Source organism: Amycolatopsis sp. cmx-4-54, assembly GCF_046548895.1.
In the GTDB taxonomy this organism is placed as follows: domain Bacteria; phylum Actinomycetota; class Actinomycetes; order Mycobacteriales; family Pseudonocardiaceae; genus Amycolatopsis.
Genome location: NZ_JAEBEJ010000011.1, coordinates 251,477 through 275,338, shown reverse-complemented (window position 1 = coordinate 275,338; position 23,862 = coordinate 251,477). Strand labels below are relative to the sequence as shown.

The window sequence follows — 23,862 nt, the reverse complement described above, 5'->3', positions numbered from 1 at the left end:
CGCGAGTTCGCCGGTTCCGCACGGCGAACTCGCGTGATCGAACGGCGAACTCACGTCCTCGACGGGATCGCCCGTATCGTTCTCGGGCATGGGCGACGAAGTCGGCGGACGGCTACGGCGGCTCCGCGCCGAACGTGGCCTCACCCAGCGCGAACTCGCCGAACCGCACTACTCCGCCGCGTACGTCTCGTCGGTCGAGACCGGTGCGCGGACACCCTCCGGTGACGCGGTGCGCCATTTCGCCGCGCGGCTCGGCGTGGACACCGGCGAACTGCTCGGCGTGACGTCGCCCCGCGACGACGTCCGGCTCGACCTGGACATCGCGGCGGCCGCGACGGACTTCCTGGCGGGGACCGGTTCGGCGCCGAAGATGCGGCGCCTGGCCCGGCGGGCCGAGAAGATCGGCCGCGACCGCCAGGCCGGACTCGCCTGGCTGTGGCTCGCGCGGTTCGCCGAGGGTGACGCCAGGGCGCGGCCGGTGGCCGCCGCCGAAGCCGCGCTCGCCGACGACATCCCGCCGTACTGCGGATTGGCCGCCGCCCTGCGCGCGAACGTCCTGATCGACCGGGGCGAGCCGCATCACGCGATGCATCTGCTCCGGACCGCGCTCGACGCGAGCGTCGGCCGTCATCCGCATCCGGTGCTCCTGGTGACCCTGCACGCATACCTGGCCGACGGACGGCTCCGCCTCGGCGAGAACGCCCAAGCCGCGCATCACGCGGGAGAGGCACTTCGGCTGGCTCGCGGCGGCGAAGAGATCCTCGCCGAACTCGCCGAGAACCAGCGAAGGCTAGCCGAGTCCTATCTCGGCGAAGGACGGCTGGCCGACGCCGTCGCCGCCGTGTCGGCACTGCACGACCTGCTCCACGAACGCGCCCTGCGGCCGGTGCTGGCTCGGTGCCTGTTCGCGCGGGCACTGAACCGGCGTGCCGACGACCCCGAAGGCGCCCTCACGGACCTTCGCGCGTCACGCGCGGCCGCGCCCGATCACGTCGTCACGCTGGAACTCGCCGACGTCTGCCGGGAACTCGGTCGTCTCGACGACGCCGCCGCGCTACTCTCCGAAGCAACCGAAGCCATCCCGGAGGACTCGCCGCTGTCCGCTTCACTCACGTTCCAGCGGGGCTCGCTGGCCCTGGCCCGTGGAGACATCAAAGCGGCCGAAGCAGGCTTCGCGCATGCCATCGACGTGGCCGCTCTCCACGACACTCGCGGCGTCTTGGCCGCTGCGATCGACAAAGCGGGAGAGCTACTTCGCGATCAAGGGCGCTTCGAAGAGGCCGCGGACCTACTGCGGCATGGACTGCTCCTTCTCGGAGCCGAGGAGGACGTTCCCCGATGACCGAAGTGGATTTGGCCGACATCAGCGCCCGTTTGGTGAGCCGATTCGGCGCCGACGCCGACGGATGGCTCGCCGGAGTACCCGCCCTCGCCGAGCGGCTGGCCTCTCGCTGGGACTTCGAGCTCGGCGAACTGTTCGACAGCGGAGCCTCGTCCGTCGTCCTGCGCTGCCGATGGTCCGACGGCACGCCGGCGGTGCTCAAACTCAGCCCGGACGGGGCGCTGCTCACCAAACAGCTCGAAATGCTGCGGGTTTTCGCGCCGTCGGGCCGGGTGCCCGCCGTCCTCGCCGCCGACGCGGACGCCGGCGCGATGGTGCTGGAAGAGATCCGGCCGGGCACCCCCGCCGAGGATCTGCCACTGCCGACACTGCCCGCGCGCTGGGGAGAACTGCTGACCGCCCTGCATGCCGTCGCCCCGCCCGCGGGCTGGCCGTGGAGCCTGCGCGGCCGGTTCGAGGAGTCCTTCGACCGGATCGGCAAACGGATCACCGAACCGGCCATCGCCGCCAGGATCGGCCCGGACACCTGGCAGCGGGCGATCGAGCGCTGCGAGAAGCTGCTGGACACCCAGACCGGCGTCGTGTTGCTCCACGGCGATCTGCATCTCGGCAACGCCTTGGACGGCGGCTCGCGCGGCCTGATCGCGATCGATCCGAAGGCGTGCGTGGGTGATCCGTGCTTCGACGCCGTCGACTACGTGGTGAGCGGCGCCGGGCACGAGGGCGTCGAAGCCCGTTGCAGTTCGGTGGCGGACGCCTGCGGGCTCGACGGGGACAGGTTGTACGCCTGGAGCCGTGTGATCGCCCCCATGTTCGCCATCGCGCACCTGACCTATGGCGGCCCGGAGCAGGCGCTCGACGAACTGCTCGCCCTGACTAGCTGAGGAATTCGCGCAGCACCGCGGCGACCTGCCGGATCTCGCCCGCCCGCACGCTCTCCTGACGGGTGTGCGCCAGCGTCGGGTCGCCGGGGCCGAAGTTCACTGCTGGAATCCCGAGCGCCGCGAAGCGCGCGACGTCGGTCCAGCCCAGCTTCGCGACCGCCTTGCCCCCGGCGGCGGCAACCAGCTCGGCCGCCGCGGGAGCGCTCAAACCGGGCAACGCGCCAGGCGACAAGTCGACAATCTTGACGTCGTAGCCCTCGAAGACCTCACGAAGGTGCGCCTCGGCTTGTTCGGCGCTCCTGTCGGGCGCGAAGCGGTGGTTGATCGTGAGCACGGCCTCGTCCGGGACGACGTTGCCCGCGACACCGCCGCCGATCTTCGTGGCCTGCAGGCCTTCGCGGTAGGTCAGGCCGTCGATGTCGACCACCCGCGGCGTGTACTCGGCCAGCCTGCGCAGCGGTTCGGCGAGCCCGTGGATCGCGTTGACGCCCATCCAGCCGCGCGCGGTGTGCGCCCGGACGCCGTCGACGCGCAGCTCGATCCGCATCGTGCCCTGGCAACCGCCCTCGATCCCGCCGTTCGACGGCTCACCGAGGATCGCGAGGTCGGCTCGCAGCCACTCGGGCAGCTCGCGCTCGATGCGGCCGAGACCGTTCTTCGTCGCTTCGATCTCTTCGCAGTCGTAGAACACGAAGGTGATGTCGTGCCTCGGCTCCCGGAGTGCGGCGGCGAGGTGCAGGAAGACGGCGTCACCGCTCTTCATGTCGACGGTGCCGAGACCGTGCAGGATCTCGTCGTCACCGGTCCCCTCACGGCGCACCGGCAGGTTCTCGTTGACCGGAACGGTGTCGAGATGCCCGGCCAGCAGCACCCGCGAAGGACGGCCGAGGTTCGTGCGCGCGAGGACCGCGTCGCCGTTGCGGATCACCTCGAGATGCGGCGCCTGCACCTGGAGCGCGGCCTGCACGGTGTCCGCGATGACCTTCTCCTCCTCCGAAACGCTGAAGATGTCCACCAGCGCGGCGGTGAGGTCGACGGGATCGGCGTGCAAGTCGAGCGAAGGCATGCCCGCACCGTACCGCCGGGGGCCCGGGACTACCGTGAAGGAGTGCGCATGCGAACGATCTTGGTCGCCCTCCTCCTGGTGCTCAGCGGGTGCGGATCGAGCGAAGTCCCGGTGAAGGTCCGGCCGACCCAGAGCACCGGGCCGGACGTGCTGCCGATCAAGCTCAAGGCGCTGACCACCGATCAGTGCTATCTGGCGCCGGGGACCGAATCGCCTAAGGGCTGCCAGAAGTACGTGACCGAACTCTTCAGCGCCGCGGGCACCGTCCGAAAGCGCCGCCCTGACCTGTCGTCGCACGCCGACGCGCTGGAGCGCCCGATCGGCGCCTTCCGCACCGCGAACTGCCAGGACCAGGCGGCTCCCGGCGGCCCGTGCGGCCAAGCGCTCGGCGACATGGCGGCGGCGCTGACCAGTGTGAAGAGCCTCGTCGACGGCTGAGGAGTGTCACTGGGTTACCGTTCAGGTCGTGAGCGAGCAGACCCCTGACCCCGAAACGACCGGCGCCACCGGCGTCGGACTGGCCACCGTCACGACCGACGGCACGGTACTGGACACCTGGTTCCCGCTGCCCAAGCTGACCGGCGGCACCGACAGCAAGGCCGGCACGGTGCGGTTGACCGCCGAAGAGGCCTCCGAAGCCCTCGGCGAGGCCGCGGCCGCCCAGCTCGGCCCGGACACCGATCGCGGTGTCGAGGTCGTCGCGGTCCGCACGACCATCGCCCGGCTGTCCGACGCCCCCGGTGACACGCACGACGTCTACCTGCGACTTCACCTGCTGTCGCACCGACTGATCCGGCCGCACGGCGCGAGCCTCGACGGCATTTTCGGCCTGCTGGCGAACGTCGTGTGGACGAGCCACGGGCCGTGCCCCGTCGAGGGCTTCGAGGCGACCCGCCTGCGGCTGCGGGCGCGCGGCAACGTCACCGTCTACGGCGTGGACAAGTTCCCGCGGATGGTGGACTACGTCGTGCCGACCGGCGTCCGCATCGCCGACGCCGACCGCGCCCGCCTCGGCGCGCACCTGGCCAACGGCACCACGGTCATGCACGAGGGCTTCATCAACTTCAACGCCGGCACGCTCGGCGCCTCCATGGTCGAAGGCCGGATCTCGGCCGGTGTCGTGGTCGGCGACGGCTCCGACGTCGGTGGCGGCGCGTCGATCATGGGCACGCTGTCCGGCGGCGGCAAGGAGACCATCTCGATCGGCGAGCGCTGCCTGATCGGCGCGAACGGCGGCGTCGGCATCTCGCTCGGCGACGACTCGGTCGTCGAAGCGGGTCTGTACGTCACGGCCGGCACGAAGGTGACCTTCGAGGGCAAGGTCGTGAAGGCGCTGGAGCTGTCCGGCATCTCGGGCGCGGTGTTCCGGCGGAACTCCGGGACCGGCGCCGTCGAGGTCGTCGCGCGCACCGGCGTCGGCATCGAGCTGAACGCGGCCCTGCACGCCAACTGACCTGCGGAAAGGGAGCAAGGGACCTTTGCTACCGCGCCGCGCGACCGAGCGGACAGCAGGTGGGCGACGCTGACCGACCGTGTGGATTTCGGGACGTCAGATGTCCCAAAACCCACACAGTCACCTGAAGACCGAACCGCTGCCTCCGGGTGAGCAAGGGACCTTTGCTCTCGGGTGCCGCGGAACGAGAGCAAGGGACCTTTGCTACCACTCTCCCCCGGAGGGCGGTAGCAAAGGTCCCTTGCTTCTCTCACGGCCTGGACCGCCTTGCCGGTTCACCTAGAATTCACCTTGTGACAGCCGAGACCCTGCCGCGCAAGAACGTCCCTTCGACCACTCCGGCCGCGCTCGGGCTCGGCGACCGTCCCGCGAAAGCCGGGCCGGGCGATCCGGCGGCCACCCACGTCCGGGTCAAACTCGACGTCGAGATCCGCGCACTCCTCGCGCACGAGCCGGGCACCAAATCCGGTGCCGACCCCGAAGATCTGCACCAGATGCGGGTCGCGCTGCGCCGTATGCGGAGCGTCCTCAAGCTCTCGGGCCGCCTTGTCGGCCCGGACGCCGAGCCCGTGCGCGCTGAGCTCGGCTGGCTCGGCCAGTCCCTCGGCGAGGTCCGCGATTACGACGTCCTGATCGGGCATCTCCGCGAGGTCGTCGCCGAGTTCGAGGTGCGCGACCAGCCTGCCGCGCGGCGTCTGGTGTCGAAGTTCGTCACCGAGCGCGGTGTCGCGAAGCGGCGGCTCACCCGCGCGCTCGCCAGCCCTCGGTACGCCTCGATGCTCCAGAACATCGGCCGCCTCGCCCGGCAGCCCGCCACCGAAGAAGCCGATGAAAGCCCCCAGACCTCGGCCGATCTCGTGGCCGGTCTCGCGAAGCCGCACCGAAAGCTCTCGAAGGCTGTGAAGGCCCTTCCCGCCGATCCCCCGGATGACGACCTTCACGCGCTTCGCATCTACGGCAAGAAACTCCGCTACGCCGCCGAGATGGCCAAGCCCGCCGCGAAGAAGAAGCAGGCGGAGCGGATCCAGCGGCTGATCAAGGCCACGAAGGACTTTCAGACCGTCCTCGGAGACCACCAGGACGCCTGCGTCGCCGCCGATCGGATGCGAGGAGCCTTGGACTCGACCGACACCGAACTCGCCTTCATCGCCGGCCGGATCGCGGAGAAGGAACTGCTGCGCCGCGCCGAGGTCCGCGCCGTGTGGCGCGACGTCTGGGCCGAAGTCGACAAAGCCGCTCAGGCGGTGAGCGCGCGGATGTAGCTGTCCGGGCGGATGTGCACCTGCCGCCCGTTCCCGGCTTCATACGCGGTGAAGGCATGCCCGCCGACGTCCTCGAAGTCCGCATCGGACAGCGCGCTGCCCGCGGGCAGGATCCGCCGCGCGCCTTCGGGCGCCGGACCGTCGCCGAACACCAGCACCGTCGCCTGCGGGCCGCGCAGCAACTCGAACAGCCGGACGGACTTGCCGTTCGCGTCCTTCAGTGGCGCGTCCGGCGCGCGGTCTCCCGGCCGGATCCGGCCGGTCGCCGCGGGCGCGAGCGGACCGCCGCGATACCCGATGTCGAGCTGACGCGTGTTCTCGCCGCGCTCGTGCGCGTCTTCCGCGCCTTCCTTGTACTTCTCGAGGATCTCGGTGCTGATCTTCAGCACCCTCGCGGCGACCCCGCGCCGCTCGGGCTCGTAGCTGTCGAGCAGCTCCGGTGAACCGTCGGCGAGCTTCCAGCCCAGGTTGTACGCGTCCTGGACGCCGGTGTTGAGTCCCTGCCCACCGGTCGGCGGGTGGGCGTGCGCGGCGTCGCCCGCGAGGAACACCCGGCCGACCCGGAACCGCTCGGCGAGCCGGATGTTGGGCCGCCACACCGTCGCCCAGGCGAGATCGTGCAGCCGGACCCCGCCGCCGGACAGTTCGTCGAGCCGGGCCTGCAATGTCTCCAGTGACGCCTCGACCTTCTCTTCGCCCAGCGGGGCGCCGAACTGGAAGTGGGGTACCCCGGGCAGCGGCGTGAGCCCGATTCCCGACATCGGATCTTCGGCCTTCGCGAACCAATGCCCGTACGCGCGATCGAGCCCTTCGGCCTGCACATCGCCGAGCAGCATGCGGATCGATTCGTCGGTGGTGCCCTCGAACGCGATCCCGAGCGCCTTGCGCACGAAGCTCTTCCCGCCGTCGGCACCGACGAGGTAGTCGACCCGGACCCGCTCACCCGGAAGCTCGGCCGTCACGCCGCCGGCGTCCTGCTCGAAGCCGAGCAACGGGGTGCCGCTTTCGACCTGGACGCCGAATTCGGCGAGCCGGTCTCGCAGTATTCCTTCGGTCCGTGACTGGCTGAGGAAGAACCCGTTCGGATACGGCACGTCCGGGGTCGGCTCGGCGAGTTCGGCCATCATCCGCTCGCCCACGACCTCGCCGCCCAGGTGGATCTTCATCGGCACCGGCGGCTGCCCGGCGGCCAGGACCGCGTCCAGTACCCCGAGATCCTCGAAGACCTCGAGCGTGCGCGGTTGCAGGCCGTCGCCGCGTGAGCCTTCGAAGAACGTCTCCGCCTTCTCCACGATCCGCACGGCGACACCGCGGCGCGCGAGATCGATGGCCAGCGTGAGCCCGGTCGGCCCGGCTCCCGCGATGAGCACCTGGGTCATCTTCCCTCCAGTGAATTGCAATTCAGTGAATATGGATTCAGCATGGACGTTGCTAGCCTTCCTGTCAAGGAGGTGCCGATGACGGCGACGAGCCGCAAGGAGAAAGCGGCGGAAACCGAGGCCGCGCTCAAGGAGGCGGCGAAGCGCGTTTTCGCGGCGAAGGGGTACCTGAACACCAAGATCACCGACATCACGGCTGAGGCGGGACGCGCGGCGGGCTCGTTCTACAACCACTTCACGAGCAAGGAAGAGCTGCTCGAAGCGCTCCTCGAGGATCTCGCGACGGCGAGTGACGTCAACGCGTCCTCGCCGGAGCACAAAGCCGACTTCACCGATCCGCAAGCGGTGCGCTGGCACGTCCGCGAGTACTGGAACTTCCACCGCGACAACGCCCCGACGATGCTCGCGCTGCGCCAAGCCGCCATGGTCAGCGACGATTTCGCCCGCACGTACGCGCACTTCGGCGCCTCTCAGGCGGCGGACCTCCTCGACCACCTCGGGTACATCACCGCGGCGGGGATGGAACTACCGGCGTCGGAACGGCTCACGCTCGCGATGATGGGCGAGCTGGTCAACGGGTTCGCGCACACGTGGCTGCTCGACCCGTCGGCGGTCTCGGAGGACGAGGCCATCGAGGCGCTGACGCGGTTCGTCTACCGGGGTTTCACGGGCAGCGACGTGAGCTGACACCGCCGACAGGACTTGTCCTTTTCACCACGCCGTGGCCCGAGGTTTCCGCTGCCGATCCATTCGGCTCGTGCGTCGACGCCTGTTGCGAAAGCCACTTTCGCAACGTTCAAGGTTGCGAAAGTGGCTTTCGCAACAGGCCCTGGGCCCACGTGAAGGCCCCCTTCACGTACTTCAGCTCAAGCGGTGAGCCGCTCCACGGCCGCGTCGATCCGCTCGTCCGTCGCCGTCAAGGCGATCCGGACGTGCCGTCCGCCGGTCGGCCCGTAGAACGTGCCCGGCGCGGCGAGGATGCCGCGATCGGCCAGCCAGTCGACCGTGTCGAGCGCGGAATCCCCGCGCGTGGACCAGAGATACAGCCCGGCCTCGGAATGCGAGATCTCGAAACCGCTGTCCAGCAACGCCTTCCGCAGCACCAGCCGACGACGTGCGTAGCGTTCCCGTTGCACGGCAAGCGCTTCGTCGTCCTTCAGCGCGGCGACCATGGCCTCCTGCACCGGCCGCGGCACGATCAGCCCGGAGTGTTTGCGGATCTCCAGCAGCCCGGCGACGAGCTTCGGGTCACCGGTGACGAATCCGGCGCGGTAGCTGGCGAGGTTCGCGGACTTCGACAGCGAGTGGACGGCCAGCAGGCCGTCGAGGGAGCCGCCGCGCACGGACGGGTGCAGGATCGACACGGGCTCGCTTTCCCAGCCCAGCGCCAGATAGCACTCGTCGGAGACCACGACGACATCGCGTTCGCGCGCCCATTCGACGACCTTGCGCAGGTGGTCGACGCCGAGCACGCGCCCGGTCGGGTTGGACGGCGAGTTGATCCACAGCATCGAAGGCCGCTGCGGGCCGAGCGCGAACGTGCTGTCCGCGCGCAGCAGGGAAGCACCCGCCAGCAGCACGCCGACCTCGTAGGTCGGGTACGCCACCTCGGGGATCACGATGAGATCGCCGGGGCCGAACCCCAGCTGCCGCGGCAGCGAAGCGACCAGTTCCTTGGAACCGATCGTCGGCAGCACGGCCGCCTCGGGAACCCCCTCGACGCCGTGCCGCCGCGAAAGCGCGTCGATCGCGGCGGCCCTGAGCTCGGGGATCCCGTGCGTGGTCGGATACCCCGGGATCTCCGAAACGGACGCGAGTGCCGCGCGGACGCTCTCGGGGACCGGGTCCACCGGCGTGCCGATCGACAGGTCGACGAGGCCGCCGGGATGCGCCTGGGCCTTCGCCTTCGCCTCGGCGAGGGAGTCCCAGGGAAAATCGGGAAGAGCGACCCGGCTCATTCGCCCTGCGGGGGAAGAGCCTTGATGAAGGCGGGGTCGTGACTGGTCTTGCCGACCTTGGAGGCGCCACCGGGCGAGCCGAGCTCGTCGAAGAAGTCGACGTTGGCTTTGGTGTAGTCGTTCCACTCGTCGGGGACGTCGTCCTCGTAGTAGATCGCCTCGACGGGGCAGACCGGCTCGCAGGCACCACAGTCGACGCATTCGTCCGGGTGGATGTACAGCATGCGGTCACCCTCGTAGATGCAATCCACGGGGCACTCGTCGATACACGCCTTGTCGAGCACGTCGACGCAGGGCTCGGCGATCACGTAGGTCACTGCGTACTCCTGCTTTATCTCTGCTTCACCAGTCTGCAACGGACATTACGCGCCCACGGGCGCGACCGGCCCGCTTAGGCCACCCTTATCGCCTACCCCGGGTATGGGCTTTCAGCGGTCTTTCCGGCGCGGCGGCGGAGTGGCCCTGCTGTCCCCCGTGATGACGAACGTCGGCGCGGCGGGCTTCGCCGCTACTGTGCCCTTCTCGCCCTTCTCGTCCTTCTCGACGGCCTTTTCCGCGCCCAATGCCCGGTTGAAGCCGTCCGAGATCTCGCGGACGAGGTCTTCGTTGTGCCTGTCGTCCTTGCGCGCGATGCTCATCGGGGTCCCTCCACTGCCTTCCTTGGCACAATCTAACCGTGAACAGTGCGGAAATGCTCGAGCTCGCCTGTAGCCAGGCTTGGACTCCCCTGCTGGAGAGCCGGATCGGTGACTGGAGGCTCCGCTGGGCGGACGGGTTCACCGCGCGGGCCAACAGTGCCCTGGCGATCGGTGACCCGGGAAAACCGCTGCCAGACGCCCTGCGGACGGTCTGTGACTTCGCCCACGATCATGCCATCCCGCCCGTCGTTCAGGTGATCCAGAACACGTCTCTCGAGGACGCCCTAGCCGCCTTCGGCTGGGTCCACTATGTGGAACACCGCCCCGCGCACGAGGTTCGCGTGCTGACCGGGCCGCTCACGCGCGGGACCTCGGCGGGAGCGGTGATCCTGGACGAACCGACGTCCGGATGGTGGGAGATGGCGGCGGGCAGCGCGGATCCGCCGGAGGCGCCGCGCCATGTCCTCGGCACCGGCAAGGTCGGCTTCGGGGTCGTGGAGCTGGACGACGTCACGGCGGGCGCGGTGCGCGGAGCGGTCGTCGGCGAGTGGCTGCACATCGCCCGCTTGGAGGTACGGCCGGAGTTCCGGCGGCGAGGGCTGGCACGCGGGCTGATGAACGCCGTGGGCGCCTGGGGAGCCGCTCAGGGCGCGACCGGGATGCTGCTGCAGGTCGCGGTGGCGAATTCGGGCGCGCTGAAGCTGTACGAAAGCCTGGGCTGTACGGAGCACCACAGGTACCGCTACTGGGCCCCGGCTCCGGGGGCGTGCGAGGATCGCCCGTCGTGAAGGTCGTCATTTTGGTCGGCGGAGTGGGCGGGGCCCGCTTCCTGCTGGGGGTCAAACAAGCACTGGGTCTGCCCGCGAGGGGTTCCGCGCCGGAATCGCCGCATGAGGTGACCGCGCTGGTGAACACCGGGGACGACGTGTGGATGCACGGTCTGCGCATCTGCCCGGACCTGGACACCTGCATGTACACGCTCGGCGGGGGGATCGACGAAGAGCGCGGCTGGGGCCATTCCGGGGAGACCTGGACGGTCAAGGCGGAGCTCGCCGCCTATGGCGCCGAGCCGACCTGGTTCGGCCTGGGCGACAAGGACATCGCGACGCATCTGATCCGGTCGCGGATGCTGCGCGCGGGCTATCCGCTGTCGCAGGTCACCGAGGCGCTGTGCGATCGCTGGCAGCCGGGCGTGCGGCTGCTGCCGATGTCGGACGAGCGGGTCGAAACGCATGTCGTGATCGACGATCCGGAAGATCCGGATCAGCGCAAGGCGATCCACTTCCAGGAGTGGTGGGTGCGCTACCGCGCCGAGCCGAAGGCGCATTCGATCATCGCCGTCGGCGCCGACGAGGCCAAGCCGGCGCCGGGCGTGCTCGACGCGATCGCGGCCGCGGACATCGTGCTGTTCGCGCCGTCCAATCCGGTGGTCTCGGTGGGCACGACGCTCGGTGTCCCGGGAATCCGCGACGCACTGCGGAAGACGCGTGCGAAGGTAGTCGGTGTCTCGCCGATCATCGGCGGGAAGCCGTTGCGCGGGATGGCCGACGCGTGCCTGAGCGCGATCGGCGTGGAGACCTCGGCCGAGGCCGTCGGACGGCATTACGGTTCCCGCAAGGAATCCGACGGCGTGCTCGACGGCTGGCTGGTCTCCGAGGGCGAGACCGTCGACGTGCCGGGAGTCGCCGTCCGCGACGTGCCCCTGCTGATGTCCGATGTGGACGCCACCGAGGCCATGGTGCGCGCGGCTTTCGATCTGGCGGGAGTTTCTGGTGCCTGACAAGAATCAGCCGGAGTTTTCCTTCCCCGAAAAGAAGCTGCCTGACCACGCTTCCGCGAAGATCGAGATCCTGCCGGTCGACGGGCTGCCGGAGTTCCGCCCCGGCGACGACCTGACCGGGGCGCTCGTCGAAGCGGCTCCCTGGCTGCGGTCGGGCGACGTCCTGGTCGTGACGAGCAAGATCGTCTCCAAGGTCGAGGGCATGCTGATCCGCGTTCCCGCCGATCCGGAGGAGCGCGACGCCGCCCGGCGCAAGCTCGTCGAAGAGGAGTCCGTCCGCGTGATCGCGCGGATCAACCGGACGGTGATCACCGAGAACAAACTCGGCATCGTGCAGGCCGCGTCCGGGGTGGACGCGTCGAACGTGGCCTCCGGCGAGGTCGCGCTGCTGCCGTCCGATCCAGACGCTTCGGCGCTCGCGCTGCGGAACGGGCTGCGTGAACGGCTCGGCGTCGAGGTCGCCGTCGTGGTCACCGACACGATGGGCCGCGCGTGGCGGGTCGGGCAGACCGACGCCGCGATCGGCGCGTCCGGGCTGCGGGTGCTGCACTCGTACGCGGGCGAGGTCGACAGCCAGGGCAACGAACTCGCGGTCACCGAGGTGGCGATCGCCGACGAACTCGCCGCCGCGGCGGATCTGGTCAAGGGCAAGCTCGGCGGGACCCCGGTCGCCGTCGTGCGCGGGCTTCGGCTGACCGACGACGGTTCGACCGCCCGCGAACTGCTGCGGCCGATCGAGGAGGACCTGTTCCGCCTCGGTACCAACGAATCCATCGCCCAAGGCCGCCGGGAAGCCGTGCTCGCGCGGCGTTCGATCCGGTCGTTCACCGACGAGCCGGTCGATCCCGAGGTGCTGCGCCGCGCGGTCGGGACGGCGCTGACGGCGCCCGCGCCGCATCACACGAAGCCGGTCCGGTTCGTGTGGCTGCGCGAGGAAGGCTTGCGCCGCAAGCTTCTCGACGCGATGAAGGCGTCGTGGCAGGCCGATCTCGAAGCCGACGACTTCACCGCCGAACAGGTCGCGAAGCGGCTCAGCCGCGGTGACATCCTGTACAACGCGCCCGAAGTCGTGGTGCCGTTCCTCGTCGCCGAGGGCGCGCACACCTACCGCGACGATCGGCGAAACGCTTGCGAGCACACGATGTTCACCGTCGCCGGCGGTGCGGCCGTGCAGGGACTGCTGGTCGCGCTCGCCGCCGAAGACCTCGGCTCGTGCTGGATCGGGTCGACGATCTTCGCCGCGGACATCGTGCGTGACGCGCTCGGTCTGGACGAGCGCTGGGAACCGCTCGGCGCCGTCGCGATCGGGCATCCCGCCGCCCTCCCGCCCGCCCGCGGCCCCGTCGAACCCGGTGAAGGACTTCTCGAACTGTGACCCTGCACGACGACGTCGTATCCACTTTGTCCGGTTGGCGACCGGTGGACGCGGCCCAGGAATCCTTGCGCCAGGCCTATCTCGGCTTCCTCGCCGCCCGCGACGACGTCTGCCGCCGCGAATGCGCGGCCGGGCACATCACCGCGTCGGCAGTCCTTCTCGACGCCGACGCGGAAAACGTGCTGCTCACCCTGCATCCGCGAGTCGGACGCTGGTTGCAGCTCGGCGGGCATTGCGAACCCGGCGACGCGACGCTCGTGGAAGCCGCCCTTCGTGAGGCACGCGAGGAATCCGGCATCGAGGACCTCGTGATCGACCCGGCCCCGGTGCACCTCGACGTCCACCCGATCACGTGTTCGCTCGGTGTGCCCACCCGGCATTTCGACGTGCGTTTCGTGGTGCGCGCGCCACGGGGAGCGCAACCGGTCCAAAGCGACGAATCGGACGATCTTCGGTGGTGGCCGGTGGATTCCCTGCCGGAAGGGTCGGAAGATCTCGCCGAACTGATGGAAGCCGCAGTGCCCGTCACGCCCGGCCGTTAGGGTGTCCGCTGAACGTCCTAAAGGGGGAATGATGCTGACGGCGCTGACGCCATATCTCGACCGGGTCCGGGTCCACAGCAGCGGTGACGGTGACGGCTTCGGCTGGTTTCTGCTGGTCCTGGCGATCATCGTCGTCATCATCGTGATCGTGGTGATCATCGTGAAGGTCAACCAGGCGAAGAAGCCGCCGATGACCTTCCCGCAGAACCCGAACTTCGGCGGTGGCGGCCCGGCCCCCGGCTTCCCGCCGCCCCCGCCCGCCCCGCAGGGGAATTGGCAGCAGCAGCCCGGTTTCCCGCCGCCTCAGCCCGGTTACGGCCAGGCGCCCGGCTTCCCGCCGCCTCCGGCGGGCTTCCCGCCGCCTGGCGCCCCCGCGGGTTTCGCGCCATCTCCGGGCGCCCCGGCGCCCAATCCGTTCGGCGCGGGCGGCATGGCCCAGCCCGGTTTCCCGCCGCCTCCCCCGCGGCCGGGGCCGCCGATCGACGGCAGCGCGGACCGCACCCAGGTCGTGTCCCCGCGGCAGCAAGCGGACGCCGGCGCCGACCGGACCCAGGTGGTCTCACCCGCCGCGGACCGCACGCAGGTCGTCTCGCCCGCCGGCGGCGACCGGACACAGGTGGTCCCCGGTGGCGGCGGTGACGCCACGCAGGTCGTCTCCGGCGGCGATCGGACCCAGGTCGTCCCGCCTCGCCACTAGCCGCTTGCCTTTGTATCAGTGATTGTGCCATCATGGCGATACGATCACTGATACAAGGGGGCGCTGTGGTGGTTCTCGACGAATCCCAACAGCTTCAGCTGACCAGGATGAAGCTGCGGAGCAGGATCAGGGGACAGACGGTCGGGGTGGCCTTGGGCCTGCTCGTGGCCACGTGGGGCAGTTGGCTCTTCCTGAGTCAGGACTTCTTCCTCGAACGCTCGGGTGGCGTCCCCGCACTCATGTCCCGCCGTAACGCGGAGTGGCCGAGACTTTCCGAATCGGCCTCCCTCATCGCGATCCTGGTGACCTTCGTCGTCCTGGCCGGTCTTGTCTGGTGGGCCACCCTCCGGATACGCAAGGCGGAACAGCGGCTGGCGCGGTCGGTGCCACGCCGGATCGCGCACGGAAAGCGGCTCGGTGTGCGTGAAGTGGCCGGCACCGGCACGGTCATGCTGTGGCTGGTCAGCTCCGTCGGCGGCATCGGTCTCGGCCTGACCATCGGGTTCCTCGCCGAGTCACCCGAAAACCGGCTGGTCGGCTTCACCTACGCGGCGGGGATCGCCGTCCTCGGCGTCTTGTCCATCGCACTGGCCCGGCAGGTGATCAGGCAGCCCAGCCTGGCCGTCGACGAGCGCTCCCTGCGCACCGACGACATGCTCCGCAAGAAGGACGCGCAATTGCCCCTGATGCCGGCCGGGATCTACCTGGCCGTCCCCCTGACCTCCGCGATACCGGAGTTCGCCTCGTGGCTGTGGGTCTACTTTCTGGGGAGCCTCGCGATCAGCCTTCTCGCTACGCTCGTGGTCCGGCTTCGCAGGGCACCGCTGGACTCTCCACCACCGCAGCACGCGGTCTTCTGATCAAACCGGCGAGCCGAGAACCAGGAGCACGAAGTGATCATCAGCGTCGACACCAACTCACCGATCCCCCCGTACGAGCAGGTGCGTTCAGCGTTCGCCGCCCAGATCAAGGACCGGACACTGCCGGTCGGCACGAAGCTTCCGACGGTGCGCAAACTCGCCGAAGATCTCGGCATCGCTCCCAACACCGTCGCCAAGGCCTACCGTGAACTCGAGGAGTCGGGCCTGATCGAAACCCGTGGCCGGGCAGGCACCTTCGTCGGCGACTCGGGGGATCAAAACCGGAAGCTGGCCCAGAAAGCCGCCGCCGAATACGCCGCGATCACCCGCAAGCTGGGCTTGAGTCAGGGCGAGGCGATCGCCATCGTCGACGCCGCGCTCGCCGCGAACGTCACGGCCTATCGGACGAACCCGCGCTTGCAGGAGCGCCCCGCCCACTGAGTCTGTGCCCTGTCAGGCCCTGTCCGACACTGTCCTGCCCGAACCGCCAGGATCACGAAGCCCATCGAACAGACTGACCGGACAGCGCCTAGTCTCTCGGCATGGTCTTCCTCTTGGTACTGGTGGTCGGCGTCCTGATCCTGGCCGGGATCGGGGTCGGTGTCTTCTTCCTCGTGAAGTCGAACAGCAAACCGCAGCCGCCGGCTCTCCCGTACCACCAGTACCCGCCGCAGTACCCGCAGCAGCCGCCGCAGTACCCGAGCCAGCAGCAGCCCTACCCTCCGCAGGGCTGGGGCAACTGACATCCGCATTCAGAGGACTAAACGCGGCGACAGACCGTCGAGGTGGTGGTCGCGAGTGGCGATTCGGGTTATCGAGGGGTAAGGAAAACGCGTCGTGGTGTGAGTGCTGTCGCACAGGCCGTTCTCGTCGATTGACAAGGCAGGGTCTTCGCGGCGCAAAGCCGAGCACGACGCCAATCGTCCATAAAGGACGCTAAGACCTCGCTGCATGTCCGATTTGGGCGCTTTGCACGGGGGTCGTGAGTGGTAGCGGTCGTTCTAACCCTCTTTAACACTCACGACCCCGGGCGGCGATGCGCAAAGTTCTCAAATCGGGCACCGAAGTCCGACCTTGAGTCCCTTATGGACAGTCGTAGCCGCGTCAGGGTCTTTGCGGCGACCGGGCCGCTCGAGACACGTTGCCGTACCCCTCAAATAACCCGAAACGCCTCTCACGACCCGCCAGACCAGGGCCGAAAGCTCCTTTCGCCGCATCAGACTCGACGAAGGAGCCTTCAGCCCACCACGACCGCATTCAGAGGACTGAACGCGGCGGAAGCGCGGGTCACATGGCGCGGTAGTCGCGGAGTTCGATCTTCGGCCCGAACCTCGGGCGGCGGAAGCCGGCCGTCGACAGGTAGCGCACCGCGCGCTGCCGCTGGGGTGAATACGGCGACAGCACCTCGGACATCCCCACGTCGTCGAGTTTCGTCCCGACCAGCGCGTGCCCGACCATCGACGGGATGTTGTAGTCGCCGAAGCTCACCGCGTCCGGGTCGCCCCAGGCACGTTGCGCGATCTCCGCCGCGGTCCACACGCCGATTCCGGGCACCTTCCGCAGCCAGGCCCGGCCTTCGACACCCTTCAGTTCGACGGCCTGCTCCAGCCGCGGCGCGACGCGGGCAGCGGCGATCAGCGTCGTCCGCCGTTTCAGGTCCACCCCGGCGCGATGCCATTTCCAGTCCACAATGGATCGGATGGCGACGGGTGTCGGTGGCACACGCAGCCGTGACGGCCCCGGCCCCGGCGCCTCCTCACCGAACCAGCGGCACAGCTCGCCCCACGACCGCAGCGCCTCCGTGCTGGTCACCTTCTGTTCCAGCACGGCGAGCACCAGCGCGTCCCACACCCGGCCGGTCGAGCCGAGGCGCAGCCCCGGGTTCCGGCGCCGCGCCGACGCGACGACGTCGTGGTGCGCGACGAATTCGGAGTCGTCGTCATCCGCGCCCAGCATCGCCGGAACGCCGTCGAGCAGCCTGTCCGCACCGGGCCCCCAGGCCTCCGCCTCGATCTCGCCATCGGCGCGCCGCAGCAGAGCGAGCGTGCCCGCGCCGTCCGCCGTGTTGGCGGCCAGCCAGGTGACCCCGCCCTCGGTGCGGACGACGTTGGGCGAACGCGACCCCCGGCTCAGCGGACCCAGGACCACGTCCAGATCGAGCGAGAACCCAGGACGGAACAGCACACGGGTGAAACTACCCGGCGCTCGGCTAGGGTGAGCGGGCCACCTGAAACCGTAAGCCTATGGAGGACACCGACGATGACCGAGCGACCGGCGAAGGCCTCGATCGTCAGCGGGTACTTCAACCCGCTCCACCAGGGCCATCTCGACCTGTTCGAGGCCGCGCAGGCGCGGTCCGGCTACCTGATCGTCATCGTCAACAACGATCACCAGCAAGTCCTCAAAAAGGGCAGGGTGATCCAGACCGAGGACATCCGGGCCAGGATCGTCCGCGCGCTGCGCATCGTCGACGACGTGTACATCGCCGTCGAGCAGGGACCGGGCATCGACGAATCGTTCGACCAGATCCGGGCGGCGTACCCCGGCACGGAACTCGAGTTCTGCAACGGCGGCGACCGGCGCAGCATCGACGAGCTCCCGGCCGACGAGGTCGAAGCCGGAGCGCGGAACGACATCACGATGGTCTACGGCATCGGCGGCACCGACAAGGCCGACTCCAGCACGCGGATCCTTTCGGACATGGAAGCCTGAGTCCTGGCGGCCCGCCAACTTTTGTCGGAAGACGTTTGCGGGTCTGCTGACGGCAGCCGCACCTAGGGCCTACCCTAGACAACACACAGTCGGCCCTGAACCCAGAGGGCCCCAGGTCAGTCGGGAGGCCTAGGGGAATGGACCCCCGTGCTCGGGCGGACGCCTTGCTCGCACGCGCAAGCGCGCGTGGAGCCTTCGTCGTGACACCGGACAACGCGACGTCTCCGATGGACTCCGCGAACACTCAGCAGATCCCCCGATCGGTGGTCGCGGAGATCGACCGTTCTTCGGACCCGGATACGACCACTCAGCTACCGGCTTCGTTGATCGCCGAGAATGATCACCCGCTCGCGGGACCCGAACCGACGACGCGGCTGGACCTGCCGCCGGCCCGGGGCGAAGGCTCGACTCAGCCGCAGCCGTACCCCCGCCGTCCCGGCGCTCCCCAGCAGACCAGGCCCTTGCCGCAGGCGACGACCCCGCTCACCCGGCGGCCGCCCGCCGCGCCGGTACAGAGCCCGTTGCTCGAGCAGCCGGAGCCCGAGACCATCGAGAACGAGGTCGGCGGCCTGGTGCCGACGGTGAAGCAGAACCCTTCGGGACGGTCGAACCTCTCACGCCGACTGGACGGCATCTAGCTTCTTCACGCGCCATGAAAGGTCCTTTCCTTGCGAAATTCGCAAGGAAAGGACCTTTCATGGCATCTCAGGAGGCTCGGATCACCCGGTCGATCTCCCCGATCGCCGCTCCCCCGCCGAACGTGGCGTTGGACAGCATCGCGACGTCCAGCCCTTCGGCCGGGTAGTGCCGCATCAGCGAGCAGACGCCGACGTTCCCGCCGTCCTTGTAGTAATGCCGCACCGAGCCGTCCGATGCCAGGACGAATTCGAGTCCGAAGCCGTACCAGACACCGCTGCTGTGGAGCACCTGCGGCGTGAGGAACTCCTTCGTGCGCGCAGGGCTCAGGAGCCGTTCCTCGCGGATCGCCCGTAGAAGCCGGACGAGGTCGCCGACGGTGCAGTACGCACCTCCATCGGGTGTCCCGATCGGCGGGTAGCTGAAGATGTTCTGCTTCCAGCCGGTGATCCGCTCGCCGTCGAGGATCGGGTCCCAGCCCTCGGCGACCCTGGGCGCCGGATCGCGTCGGTCGAAGAAACCCGAATCGGTCATCCCCGCGCGGTCGAGCACGGTCTCCCGGACGTGGTCGCGATACGGCCTCCCGGTGATCTCCTCGATCACCAGCCCGGCGAGGACGTAGCCCGAATTGCAGTACCGGCAGCCCGCACCCGGTGCGAAATTCGGTTCCCGGTAAGCGAAATTGGGCAGATGGTCGCGCGTGTCGACCACCGAGTACACCGGCTTGTCGACCCACAACGCCTCGTAACTCTCGCCCGCTTCCTCGTCGGCGTCGTCGGCGATCCCGGACGTGTGCGTGAGCAGTTGCCGCGTCGTCGCCCCGGGCGCGATCGCCGTGCCGTCGAGGTCGATGATCTCGCCGATCGGGCGATCGAGGTCCAGCCGCCCCTCGTCGGCCAGCCGCAGTGCGGCGATCGCGGTGACGACCTTCGTGATCGACGCGGTGTCGTACCGGACGTCCGGCGCGTTCGGCACCGACCAACGGCGGCTGGCCAGGCCGTACCCGTGTTCGAACAGCGTCTCGTCTCCGCGCCGGATCAGCACGACCCCGGAGAAGCGGTCTTCCCCGGCGCGTTCGGTCAGCCAGGTGTCCAGTGCGGCGAAATCCATGCACCGACGGTAACGACGGCAAGGACCCGAGTCGCGTGAATTCCGGTGGCCGGAACGGCTACTTCCGGCGTGTTTCGAACTTGAGCCGCAGCGCGAGACCGGCCTTCACGGCGAGCATGACCGGCTTCCACAGGAGACCGCGGTGACGGTCCGCGAGGTAACGGTACGCACTTTCGTGGTGCACGCGCAGCATCTTCTCCGAAGCCTGCGAAGTCGAGTGCCCGCCGATGTGCATGACGCTCGACGAAGGGGCGTACACGTTCAGCCAGCCCGCGCGGGTCAGCCGGTCACCGAGGTCGACGTCCTCGAAGTACATGAAGTAGCGCGTGTCGAAGCCGTCGACCGAGTCGAAGGCCTCGCGGCGGAGCAGCTGGCAGGACCCGGAAAGCCAGCCTGCCGTGCGCTCGACCGGAGTGCCGGTCTCCTGCCGGTACTGCCGCGTCCACGGGTTGCCCGGCCAGATCTTGCCGAACGCCGCGTGCCCGATCCCGCGGCCGAACGACGGCAGCAACCGGGCCGACGGGTAGACGGTGCCGTCGAGATCGTGGATGAGCGGCCCGAACGCGCCACCGCGCGGCCAGCGTTCGGCCACTTCCAGCAGCGCGTCGAGCGAACCGGGTTCCCATTCGACGTCCGGGTTCACCACGGCGACCCAGCCGTAACTGTCGTCGAGTTCCGCGACACCTCGGTTGGCGGCCGTGCCGTAACCGACGTTCTCGCCGATCCTGAGCAGCTTGACGTTGTCCCGGCGGGCGGCCTTGTCCAGCGCGTCGTCCGTGGAGTCGTTGTCGGCGACGACGACCTGGACGTCCCGGTCCGTCGCCTTTTCGAGCGTGTCGAGGAACTTCTCCAGGGTTTCGCCGGGGAAGTACGTCACGGTCACGACGGCGAGCCCGTCGCCGTAGCTGGGGTGCTCAGTCACGCGGCCATTGTCCACCCGTCACCGAACGCGACCGCGCCGCACCCACCTCAGCCGGCCCGCCGCTGCGCATGCCGGTACCAAGCCTTCGCGTAAGCCTCCCGATGCCGCTCCGCGGTCGTCGCCCACGAGAACTCCTTCGCCCGCCGAAGCGCGGCTTCGGCCAGCTCCGCCCGTCGAGCCGGGGCGTCGAGCAGCTCCGAGATGGCCGCCGCGACGTCTCCGGCGCCGACGCCGCAGTAGGCGACCGCGTCCCCGCCGACCTCCGGCAGCGAAAGCCGCCGGGTCGTGAGCACGGCCGCACCGCACGCCATCGCCTCCAGCACCGGCAGCCCGAATCCCTCGCCGAGGCTCGGGTAGGCGACCATTTCGGAGCCGCCGAGGAAGCCGGCGAGCGTGTCGAACGGCAGGTACCCGGCCCGGATCACCCGCAGCCGGTGCGGTACGGCGTCGAGTGCGCGTTCGACCTGCGAATCCCAGCCCGGTTGCCCGGCCAGCACCAGTGCCGGCGGGTTCGGCCTGCCGATCACGGCGTGCGCGAAGCCGCGGATCAGCGCGGGCACGTTCTTGCGCGGTTCCAGCGCGCCGAGGAAGGCGACGTACGGCGTCTTCCCGAGTCCGACGGCCTGACGCGCGGCCTCGATCTCGGCGGACGAGGGCGGATGGAACCGGTCCGGTTCGACGCCGTGGTGGATGATCTCCACTTCGGCGGTGCGAACTTGCCCGACGCGCTCCAGCTCGGCCGCCGTCGCGATACTCGGCACGATGCACAGCGTCGCGCGGCGAAGCGCCGTCGAGGTCCAAGCGCGGAAGAAGCGCGCTTTCACCGAAGAGTGCAGCACCGCGTCGGTGAAGAAGGTCGCGTCGTGCAAGGTCACCACCGAAGCGGCCGGGCTGGCCAGCGGCATCGTGTAATGCGGTGAGTGGACGACGTCGGCGGAAAGCCGCCGGACCAGCCGGGGCAGGGTCGCCTGCTCCCAGGTCAGCCTGGCCGTCCTGGTCGACGTCGACGGCGAGGTGGGCACGATCCGCGCGCCGGGCGCCAGCCGGTCGTACAGCACCGCGTCCCGCGGCTGGCAGACGACGGTGATCCGCGCGCCGTCCTCGTCCAGCGCCGCGACCAGCGAATCCACGTAACGTCCGACGCCACCCCGGTCCGCGGGGACGGCGGTCGCGTCGATCAGCACGCGAGGCTCTTCGGTCACTCCTAGGAGGGTACGGCGGCGCCCTGGCTCCGCGGTGAGGAACCGACAAACTCCTTAGCGCACGTGAAGACCCCACACGGCGGAAGCGGCACGCTGCCAGGTGAACTCACTCGAACGGCTGAGACCGCTGTCACGCAGCGCTGCCGCACGCTCCGGACGGTCGAGTACGTCGCGAAGGGCATCCGCAAGCGCTTGCGCCTCGCCGATCGGGACCGTCACGCCCGCTCCCCCGGCCACCTCGACCAGGGCCGGGACGGCCGAGTGCACCACCGGCACCCCGGCCGCCATCGCCTCGATCAGCGGCAGCCCGAACCCCTCCGCCCGGCTCGGCATCGCCAGCACCGACGCGCCCCGCAAGGTGGATGCCAGTTCCGCGTCGCTCACCTTCCCCAGCACCCGGACATCGGCGTGGTGCTCGCGCGCCAGCGCCACCGGGTCGATGCCGCCCCAACCCGGCTGACCCGCCAGCACCAGCGGCACCCCGATCCGGCCGGCGGCGTCGATCAGCACGTCGATGCCCTTGCGCGGCTCGATGGTCCCGATCGCGAGCACGTACCGCTCCGGCAGCGAGACCTCGGCGAACCCGGCGTGCGGCCGGACACCGTGCGGGATCACGCGCAGCGGCACCGAGACCGGCACCAGCGCGGTGAGCTCGTCCGCGATCGCTTGCGTCGGCACGATCAGCGCGGTCGCCCGCGACGCTGCCCGCGCGATCACCGCCTTGTGCCACGCGACGCCGCGCGGCGTCAGCGTCTCGGGATGCGTCCAGGGCACGGTGTCGTGCACCGCGACCGACAGCGTCTGCCCCTTCGGCACCCGGGCGGGCGCCAGCGGTGTCGGCGCGTGGACCGCGTCGCCACCCGGCCACCACGGCAGGCCCAGCTGCCAAGCGGCGATCAGCCCCCGGGGCGGGATCGGCAGCACGCGCGGCCCCGCGACCCCCTCGACGATCGCGGCGTCGATGTCGGCGTGCCGAGCGACCACGCTCGACACCGTCCAGCCCGGCGGCGCCGTCTCGGCGAGGGCGCGCAACAGCTCGCCGGTGTAGCGGCCGGTCCCGCCGGGGACCGGTGCCAGCAGCTGCTCGGCGAGCACGACCAGTTCGGGCATGGTCTCTATTCTCTCTGGCATGACCAGCACCACCGTCGTCGTGGTCACCTGGCGCGGCGCCGCGCACATCACCGCCTGCCTCGACGCCCTCGCCGCGCAGTCCCGCCCGCATCGGACGCTGGTCGTCGACAACGCTTCCGACGACGGGACGGCCGCCCTCCTCGCCGCCCATTCCTCGAAGCCCCAGGTGCTCCGGTTACGGCGAAACACTGGTTACGCGGGCGCCATGGCCGCCGCGCTGGCCGAAGTGGGCACCCCGCTGATGGCCTGGCTGAACGACGACGCCGCCCCGGCCCCGGAGTGGCTCGCGACCTGCGAAGACACCCTCGCCAAGGCTCCCCTCGCCGCCGCCGTGAGCGCCCGGCTGACGCTGGCCGACGGGACCGTCCAGTCCACCGGCGTCCGCCTGACCGCCGACGGCCACGGCGCCGACCTGCCGGAATCCGCCGACGAGGTCTTCGGGTTCTGCGGGGGCGCGGCCGTGCTGAACGTCGAGGCCTTGCGTTCCGTCGGCGGCGTCCCGGCGTCCTATTTCTGCTACTACGAGGACACCGACACCGCGTGGCGGCTGCGGCTGGCGGGCTGGGACGTCGTGGGCGCCGAGGCCGAGGTCGTCCACCGGCATGGCGCGAGCACCCGGCCGGGTTCGGTCCCGTTCCACCTGTGGAATGAACGCAACCGCCTGCTGACCCTCCTGCGGTGCGCCCCGCGCTCGGTGGCGATCCGTCAGCTGGTGAAGTTCGCGGTTCTGACCGCGATACTCCCTTTTCGCGGGAGGCCGGACGCGCCGAACTTCCGGCTGAGCCTCCGGTGCCGGGTGCTGGGCGCCGTCGCCGCCCGCCTGCCGCGCACGCTGCTCGAGCGGCGGGCCATCGGGCGGCGGGCGACACTGGGCCGAGGCGCGGTCTGGGACGCGTGGGCGGGCAATTAAGCT

Annotated in this window: 27 protein-coding genes; 17 read left to right on the top strand and 10 right to left on the bottom strand. The window is 69.7% G+C overall.

Annotated features, from left to right (window positions below; all coding sequences use genetic code 11):
• Positions 1–88 precede the first annotated feature (88 nt).
• Both ACLJQ7_RS32410 and ACLJQ7_RS32405 read left to right on the top strand, forming a co-directional pair.
• Positions 89–1,342, top strand: coding sequence for a helix-turn-helix domain-containing protein (locus ACLJQ7_RS32410; protein ID WP_410651943.1), 1,254 nt, complete (start codon positions 89–91; stop codon positions 1,340–1,342).
• A complete protein-coding gene (locus tag ACLJQ7_RS32405) occupies positions 1,339–2,226 on the top strand; it encodes an aminoglycoside phosphotransferase family protein (protein ID WP_410651942.1) in 888 nt (295 codons plus the stop codon). Before ACLJQ7_RS32410 ends, ACLJQ7_RS32405 begins: the two co-directional genes overlap by 4 nt.
• On the opposite strand, the gene dapE is transcribed toward ACLJQ7_RS32405, so the two are convergent.
• Positions 2,219–3,292, bottom strand: coding sequence for a succinyl-diaminopimelate desuccinylase (gene dapE / locus ACLJQ7_RS32400; RefSeq protein WP_410651941.1), 1,074 nt, complete (start codon positions 3,290–3,292; stop codon positions 2,219–2,221). The two genes, ACLJQ7_RS32405 and dapE, sit on opposite strands and share 8 nt — an antisense overlap.
• A 42-nt stretch (positions 3,293–3,334) precedes the next feature.
• On the opposite strand from dapE, the gene ACLJQ7_RS32395 reads away from it, so the two are divergent.
• The 3 genes from ACLJQ7_RS32395 to ACLJQ7_RS32385 all read left to right on the top strand — a co-directional run bounded on the left by ACLJQ7_RS32395 (position 3,335) and on the right by ACLJQ7_RS32385 (position 6,007).
• Positions 3,335–3,730: a hypothetical protein gene (locus tag ACLJQ7_RS32395; protein WP_410651940.1), complete on the top strand. Its 396-nt coding sequence runs from the start codon at positions 3,335–3,337 to the stop codon at positions 3,728–3,730.
• Positions 3,731–3,758: 28 nt separating this feature from the next.
• On the top strand, positions 3,759–4,745 hold the full coding sequence (gene dapD / locus ACLJQ7_RS32390; RefSeq protein ID WP_410651939.1) for a 2,3,4,5-tetrahydropyridine-2,6-dicarboxylate N-succinyltransferase: 987 nt from the start codon (positions 3,759–3,761) through the stop codon (positions 4,743–4,745).
• 293 nt (positions 4,746–5,038) lie between these two features.
• Positions 5,039–6,007: a CHAD domain-containing protein gene (locus ACLJQ7_RS32385; protein ID WP_410651938.1), complete on the top strand. Its 969-nt coding sequence runs from the start codon at positions 5,039–5,041 to the stop codon at positions 6,005–6,007.
• Here ACLJQ7_RS32385 and ACLJQ7_RS32380 read toward each other — a convergent pair.
• Positions 5,983–7,386 (bottom strand): FAD-dependent monooxygenase, encoded by a 1,404-nt coding sequence (locus tag ACLJQ7_RS32380; protein WP_410651937.1) that lies wholly within the window; start codon positions 7,384–7,386, stop codon positions 5,983–5,985. The two genes, ACLJQ7_RS32385 and ACLJQ7_RS32380, sit on opposite strands and share 25 nt — an antisense overlap.
• A gap of 78 nt (positions 7,387–7,464) precedes the next feature.
• Between ACLJQ7_RS32380 and ACLJQ7_RS32375 the strand changes: the two genes are divergently transcribed.
• A complete protein-coding gene (locus tag ACLJQ7_RS32375; protein WP_410651936.1) occupies positions 7,465–8,073 on the top strand; it encodes a TetR/AcrR family transcriptional regulator in 609 nt (202 codons plus the stop codon).
• Positions 8,074–8,252: 179 nt separating this feature from the next.
• Here the strand turns inward: ACLJQ7_RS32375 and dapC are convergent, their stop codons facing one another.
• The 3 genes from dapC to ACLJQ7_RS32360 form a co-directional block, all read right to left on the bottom strand.
• Positions 8,253–9,344 (bottom strand): succinyldiaminopimelate transaminase, encoded by a 1,092-nt coding sequence (gene dapC, locus ACLJQ7_RS32370; protein WP_410651935.1) that lies wholly within the window; start codon positions 9,342–9,344, stop codon positions 8,253–8,255.
• Entirely contained in the window at positions 9,341–9,661 is a 321-nt protein-coding gene (gene fdxA / locus ACLJQ7_RS32365) for a ferredoxin (protein WP_016331413.1), read from the bottom strand. The genes dapC and fdxA overlap by 4 nt, the downstream gene beginning before the upstream one ends.
• A 111-nt stretch (positions 9,662–9,772) precedes the next feature.
• Positions 9,773–9,982 (bottom strand): hypothetical protein, encoded by a 210-nt coding sequence (locus tag ACLJQ7_RS32360; protein ID WP_410651934.1) that lies wholly within the window; start codon positions 9,980–9,982, stop codon positions 9,773–9,775.
• A 53-nt stretch (positions 9,983–10,035) separates the two neighbouring features.
• Between ACLJQ7_RS32360 and ACLJQ7_RS32355 the strand changes: the two genes are divergently transcribed.
• The 8 genes from ACLJQ7_RS32355 to ACLJQ7_RS32320 all read left to right on the top strand — a co-directional run bounded on the left by ACLJQ7_RS32355 (position 10,036) and on the right by ACLJQ7_RS32320 (position 15,979).
• Positions 10,036–10,770 (top strand): GNAT family N-acetyltransferase, encoded by a 735-nt coding sequence (locus ACLJQ7_RS32355; RefSeq protein ID WP_410652027.1) that lies wholly within the window; start codon positions 10,036–10,038, stop codon positions 10,768–10,770.
• On the top strand, positions 10,767–11,762 hold the full coding sequence (cofD, locus tag ACLJQ7_RS32350) for a 2-phospho-L-lactate transferase (RefSeq protein ID WP_410651933.1): 996 nt from the start codon (positions 10,767–10,769) through the stop codon (positions 11,760–11,762). Before ACLJQ7_RS32355 ends, cofD begins: the two co-directional genes overlap by 4 nt.
• Positions 11,763–11,799: 37 nt before the next feature.
• Positions 11,800–13,137 (top strand): coenzyme F420-0:L-glutamate ligase, encoded by a 1,338-nt coding sequence (locus tag ACLJQ7_RS32345; protein WP_410652026.1) that lies wholly within the window; start codon positions 11,800–11,802, stop codon positions 13,135–13,137.
• On the top strand, positions 13,134–13,679 hold the full coding sequence (locus ACLJQ7_RS32340) for an NUDIX hydrolase (RefSeq protein ID WP_410651932.1): 546 nt from the start codon (positions 13,134–13,136) through the stop codon (positions 13,677–13,679). The genes ACLJQ7_RS32345 and ACLJQ7_RS32340 overlap by 4 nt, the downstream gene beginning before the upstream one ends.
• A gap of 31 nt (positions 13,680–13,710) precedes the next feature.
• Positions 13,711–14,376, top strand: a complete 666-nt coding sequence (locus tag ACLJQ7_RS32335) for a hypothetical protein (RefSeq protein WP_410651931.1) — start codon at positions 13,711–13,713, stop codon at positions 14,374–14,376.
• 65 nt (positions 14,377–14,441) lie between these two features.
• Positions 14,442–15,236: a hypothetical protein gene (locus ACLJQ7_RS32330; RefSeq protein WP_410651930.1), complete on the top strand. Its 795-nt coding sequence runs from the start codon at positions 14,442–14,444 to the stop codon at positions 15,234–15,236.
• 33 nt (positions 15,237–15,269) lie between these two features.
• Entirely contained in the window at positions 15,270–15,677 is a 408-nt protein-coding gene (locus ACLJQ7_RS32325) for a GntR family transcriptional regulator (protein ID WP_410651929.1), read from the top strand.
• 101 nt (positions 15,678–15,778) lie between these two features.
• On the top strand, positions 15,779–15,979 hold the full coding sequence (locus ACLJQ7_RS32320) for a hypothetical protein (RefSeq protein WP_410651928.1): 201 nt from the start codon (positions 15,779–15,781) through the stop codon (positions 15,977–15,979).
• A gap of 544 nt (positions 15,980–16,523) precedes the next feature.
• On the opposite strand, the gene ACLJQ7_RS32315 is transcribed toward ACLJQ7_RS32320, so the two are convergent.
• Positions 16,524–17,420, bottom strand: a complete 897-nt coding sequence (locus ACLJQ7_RS32315; protein ID WP_410651927.1) for a DNA-3-methyladenine glycosylase family protein — start codon at positions 17,418–17,420, stop codon at positions 16,524–16,526.
• 75 nt (positions 17,421–17,495) lie between these two features.
• On the opposite strand from ACLJQ7_RS32315, the gene ACLJQ7_RS32310 reads away from it, so the two are divergent.
• On the top strand, positions 17,496–17,948 hold the full coding sequence (locus tag ACLJQ7_RS32310; protein ID WP_410651926.1) for an adenylyltransferase/cytidyltransferase family protein: 453 nt from the start codon (positions 17,496–17,498) through the stop codon (positions 17,946–17,948).
• A gap of 200 nt (positions 17,949–18,148) precedes the next feature.
• Positions 18,149–18,586, top strand: coding sequence for a hypothetical protein (locus ACLJQ7_RS32305; protein WP_410651925.1), 438 nt, complete (start codon positions 18,149–18,151; stop codon positions 18,584–18,586).
• Positions 18,587–18,653: 67 nt separating this feature from the next.
• Here ACLJQ7_RS32305 and ACLJQ7_RS32300 read toward each other — a convergent pair whose 3' ends face one another.
• The 4 genes from ACLJQ7_RS32300 to ACLJQ7_RS32285 form a co-directional block, all read right to left on the bottom strand.
• The gene (locus tag ACLJQ7_RS32300) at positions 18,654–19,694 is read right to left on the bottom strand and encodes a serine hydrolase domain-containing protein (protein ID WP_410651924.1); all 1,041 of its coding nucleotides are present in this window, start codon (positions 19,692–19,694) and stop codon (positions 18,654–18,656) included.
• A 58-nt stretch (positions 19,695–19,752) separates the two neighbouring features.
• Positions 19,753–20,616 carry a glycosyltransferase family 2 protein gene (locus ACLJQ7_RS32295; RefSeq protein ID WP_410651923.1) on the bottom strand — a complete coding sequence of 288 codons (864 nt, stop codon included), beginning with the start codon at positions 20,614–20,616 and terminating at the stop codon, positions 19,753–19,755.
• A gap of 47 nt (positions 20,617–20,663) precedes the next feature.
• On the bottom strand, positions 20,664–21,800 hold the full coding sequence (locus ACLJQ7_RS32290) for a glycosyltransferase family 4 protein (protein ID WP_410652025.1): 1,137 nt from the start codon (positions 21,798–21,800) through the stop codon (positions 20,664–20,666).
• A 72-nt stretch (positions 21,801–21,872) separates the two neighbouring features.
• On the bottom strand, positions 21,873–22,928 hold the full coding sequence (locus tag ACLJQ7_RS32285) for a glycosyltransferase family 4 protein (protein WP_410652024.1): 1,056 nt from the start codon (positions 22,926–22,928) through the stop codon (positions 21,873–21,875).
• A gap of 19 nt (positions 22,929–22,947) precedes the next feature.
• Between ACLJQ7_RS32285 and ACLJQ7_RS32280 the strand changes: the two genes are divergently transcribed.
• A complete protein-coding gene (locus tag ACLJQ7_RS32280; RefSeq protein WP_410651922.1) occupies positions 22,948–23,859 on the top strand; it encodes a glycosyltransferase in 912 nt (303 codons plus the stop codon).
• The last annotated feature ends 3 nt before the right edge of the window (positions 23,860–23,862 follow it).

Bases quoted from the DNA above. Each gene is read 5' to 3' on its own strand.
- ACLJQ7_RS32410 (WP_410651943.1), top strand. From the start codon at position 89: ATGGGCGACGAAGTCGGCGGACGGCTACGGCGGCTCCGCGCCGAACGT.
- ACLJQ7_RS32405 (WP_410651942.1), top strand. From the start codon at position 1,339: ATGACCGAAGTGGATTTGGCCGACATCAGCGCCCGTTTGGTGAGCCGA.
- dapE (WP_410651941.1), bottom strand. From the start codon at position 3,292: ATGCCTTCGCTCGACTTGCACGCCGATCCCGTCGACCTCACCGCCGCG.
- ACLJQ7_RS32380 (WP_410651937.1), bottom strand. From the start codon at position 7,386: ATGACCCAGGTGCTCATCGCGGGAGCCGGGCCGACCGGGCTCACGCTG.
- ACLJQ7_RS32375 (WP_410651936.1), top strand. From the start codon at position 7,465: ATGACGGCGACGAGCCGCAAGGAGAAAGCGGCGGAAACCGAGGCCGCG.
- dapC (WP_410651935.1), bottom strand. From the start codon at position 9,344: ATGAGCCGGGTCGCTCTTCCCGATTTTCCCTGGGACTCCCTCGCCGAG.
- ACLJQ7_RS32360 (WP_410651934.1), bottom strand. From the start codon at position 9,982: ATGAGCATCGCGCGCAAGGACGACAGGCACAACGAAGACCTCGTCCGC.
- ACLJQ7_RS32355 (WP_410652027.1), top strand. From the start codon at position 10,036: ATGCTCGAGCTCGCCTGTAGCCAGGCTTGGACTCCCCTGCTGGAGAGC.
- ACLJQ7_RS32335 (WP_410651931.1), top strand. From the start codon at position 13,711: ATGCTGACGGCGCTGACGCCATATCTCGACCGGGTCCGGGTCCACAGC.
- ACLJQ7_RS32320 (WP_410651928.1), top strand. From the start codon at position 15,779: ATGGTCTTCCTCTTGGTACTGGTGGTCGGCGTCCTGATCCTGGCCGGG.
- ACLJQ7_RS32310 (WP_410651926.1), top strand. From the start codon at position 17,496: ATGACCGAGCGACCGGCGAAGGCCTCGATCGTCAGCGGGTACTTCAAC.
- ACLJQ7_RS32300 (WP_410651924.1), bottom strand. From the start codon at position 19,694: ATGGATTTCGCCGCACTGGACACCTGGCTGACCGAACGCGCCGGGGAA.
- ACLJQ7_RS32285 (WP_410652024.1), bottom strand. From the start codon at position 22,928: ATGCCCGAACTGGTCGTGCTCGCCGAGCAGCTGCTGGCACCGGTCCCC.
- ACLJQ7_RS32280 (WP_410651922.1), top strand. From the start codon at position 22,948: ATGACCAGCACCACCGTCGTCGTGGTCACCTGGCGCGGCGCCGCGCAC.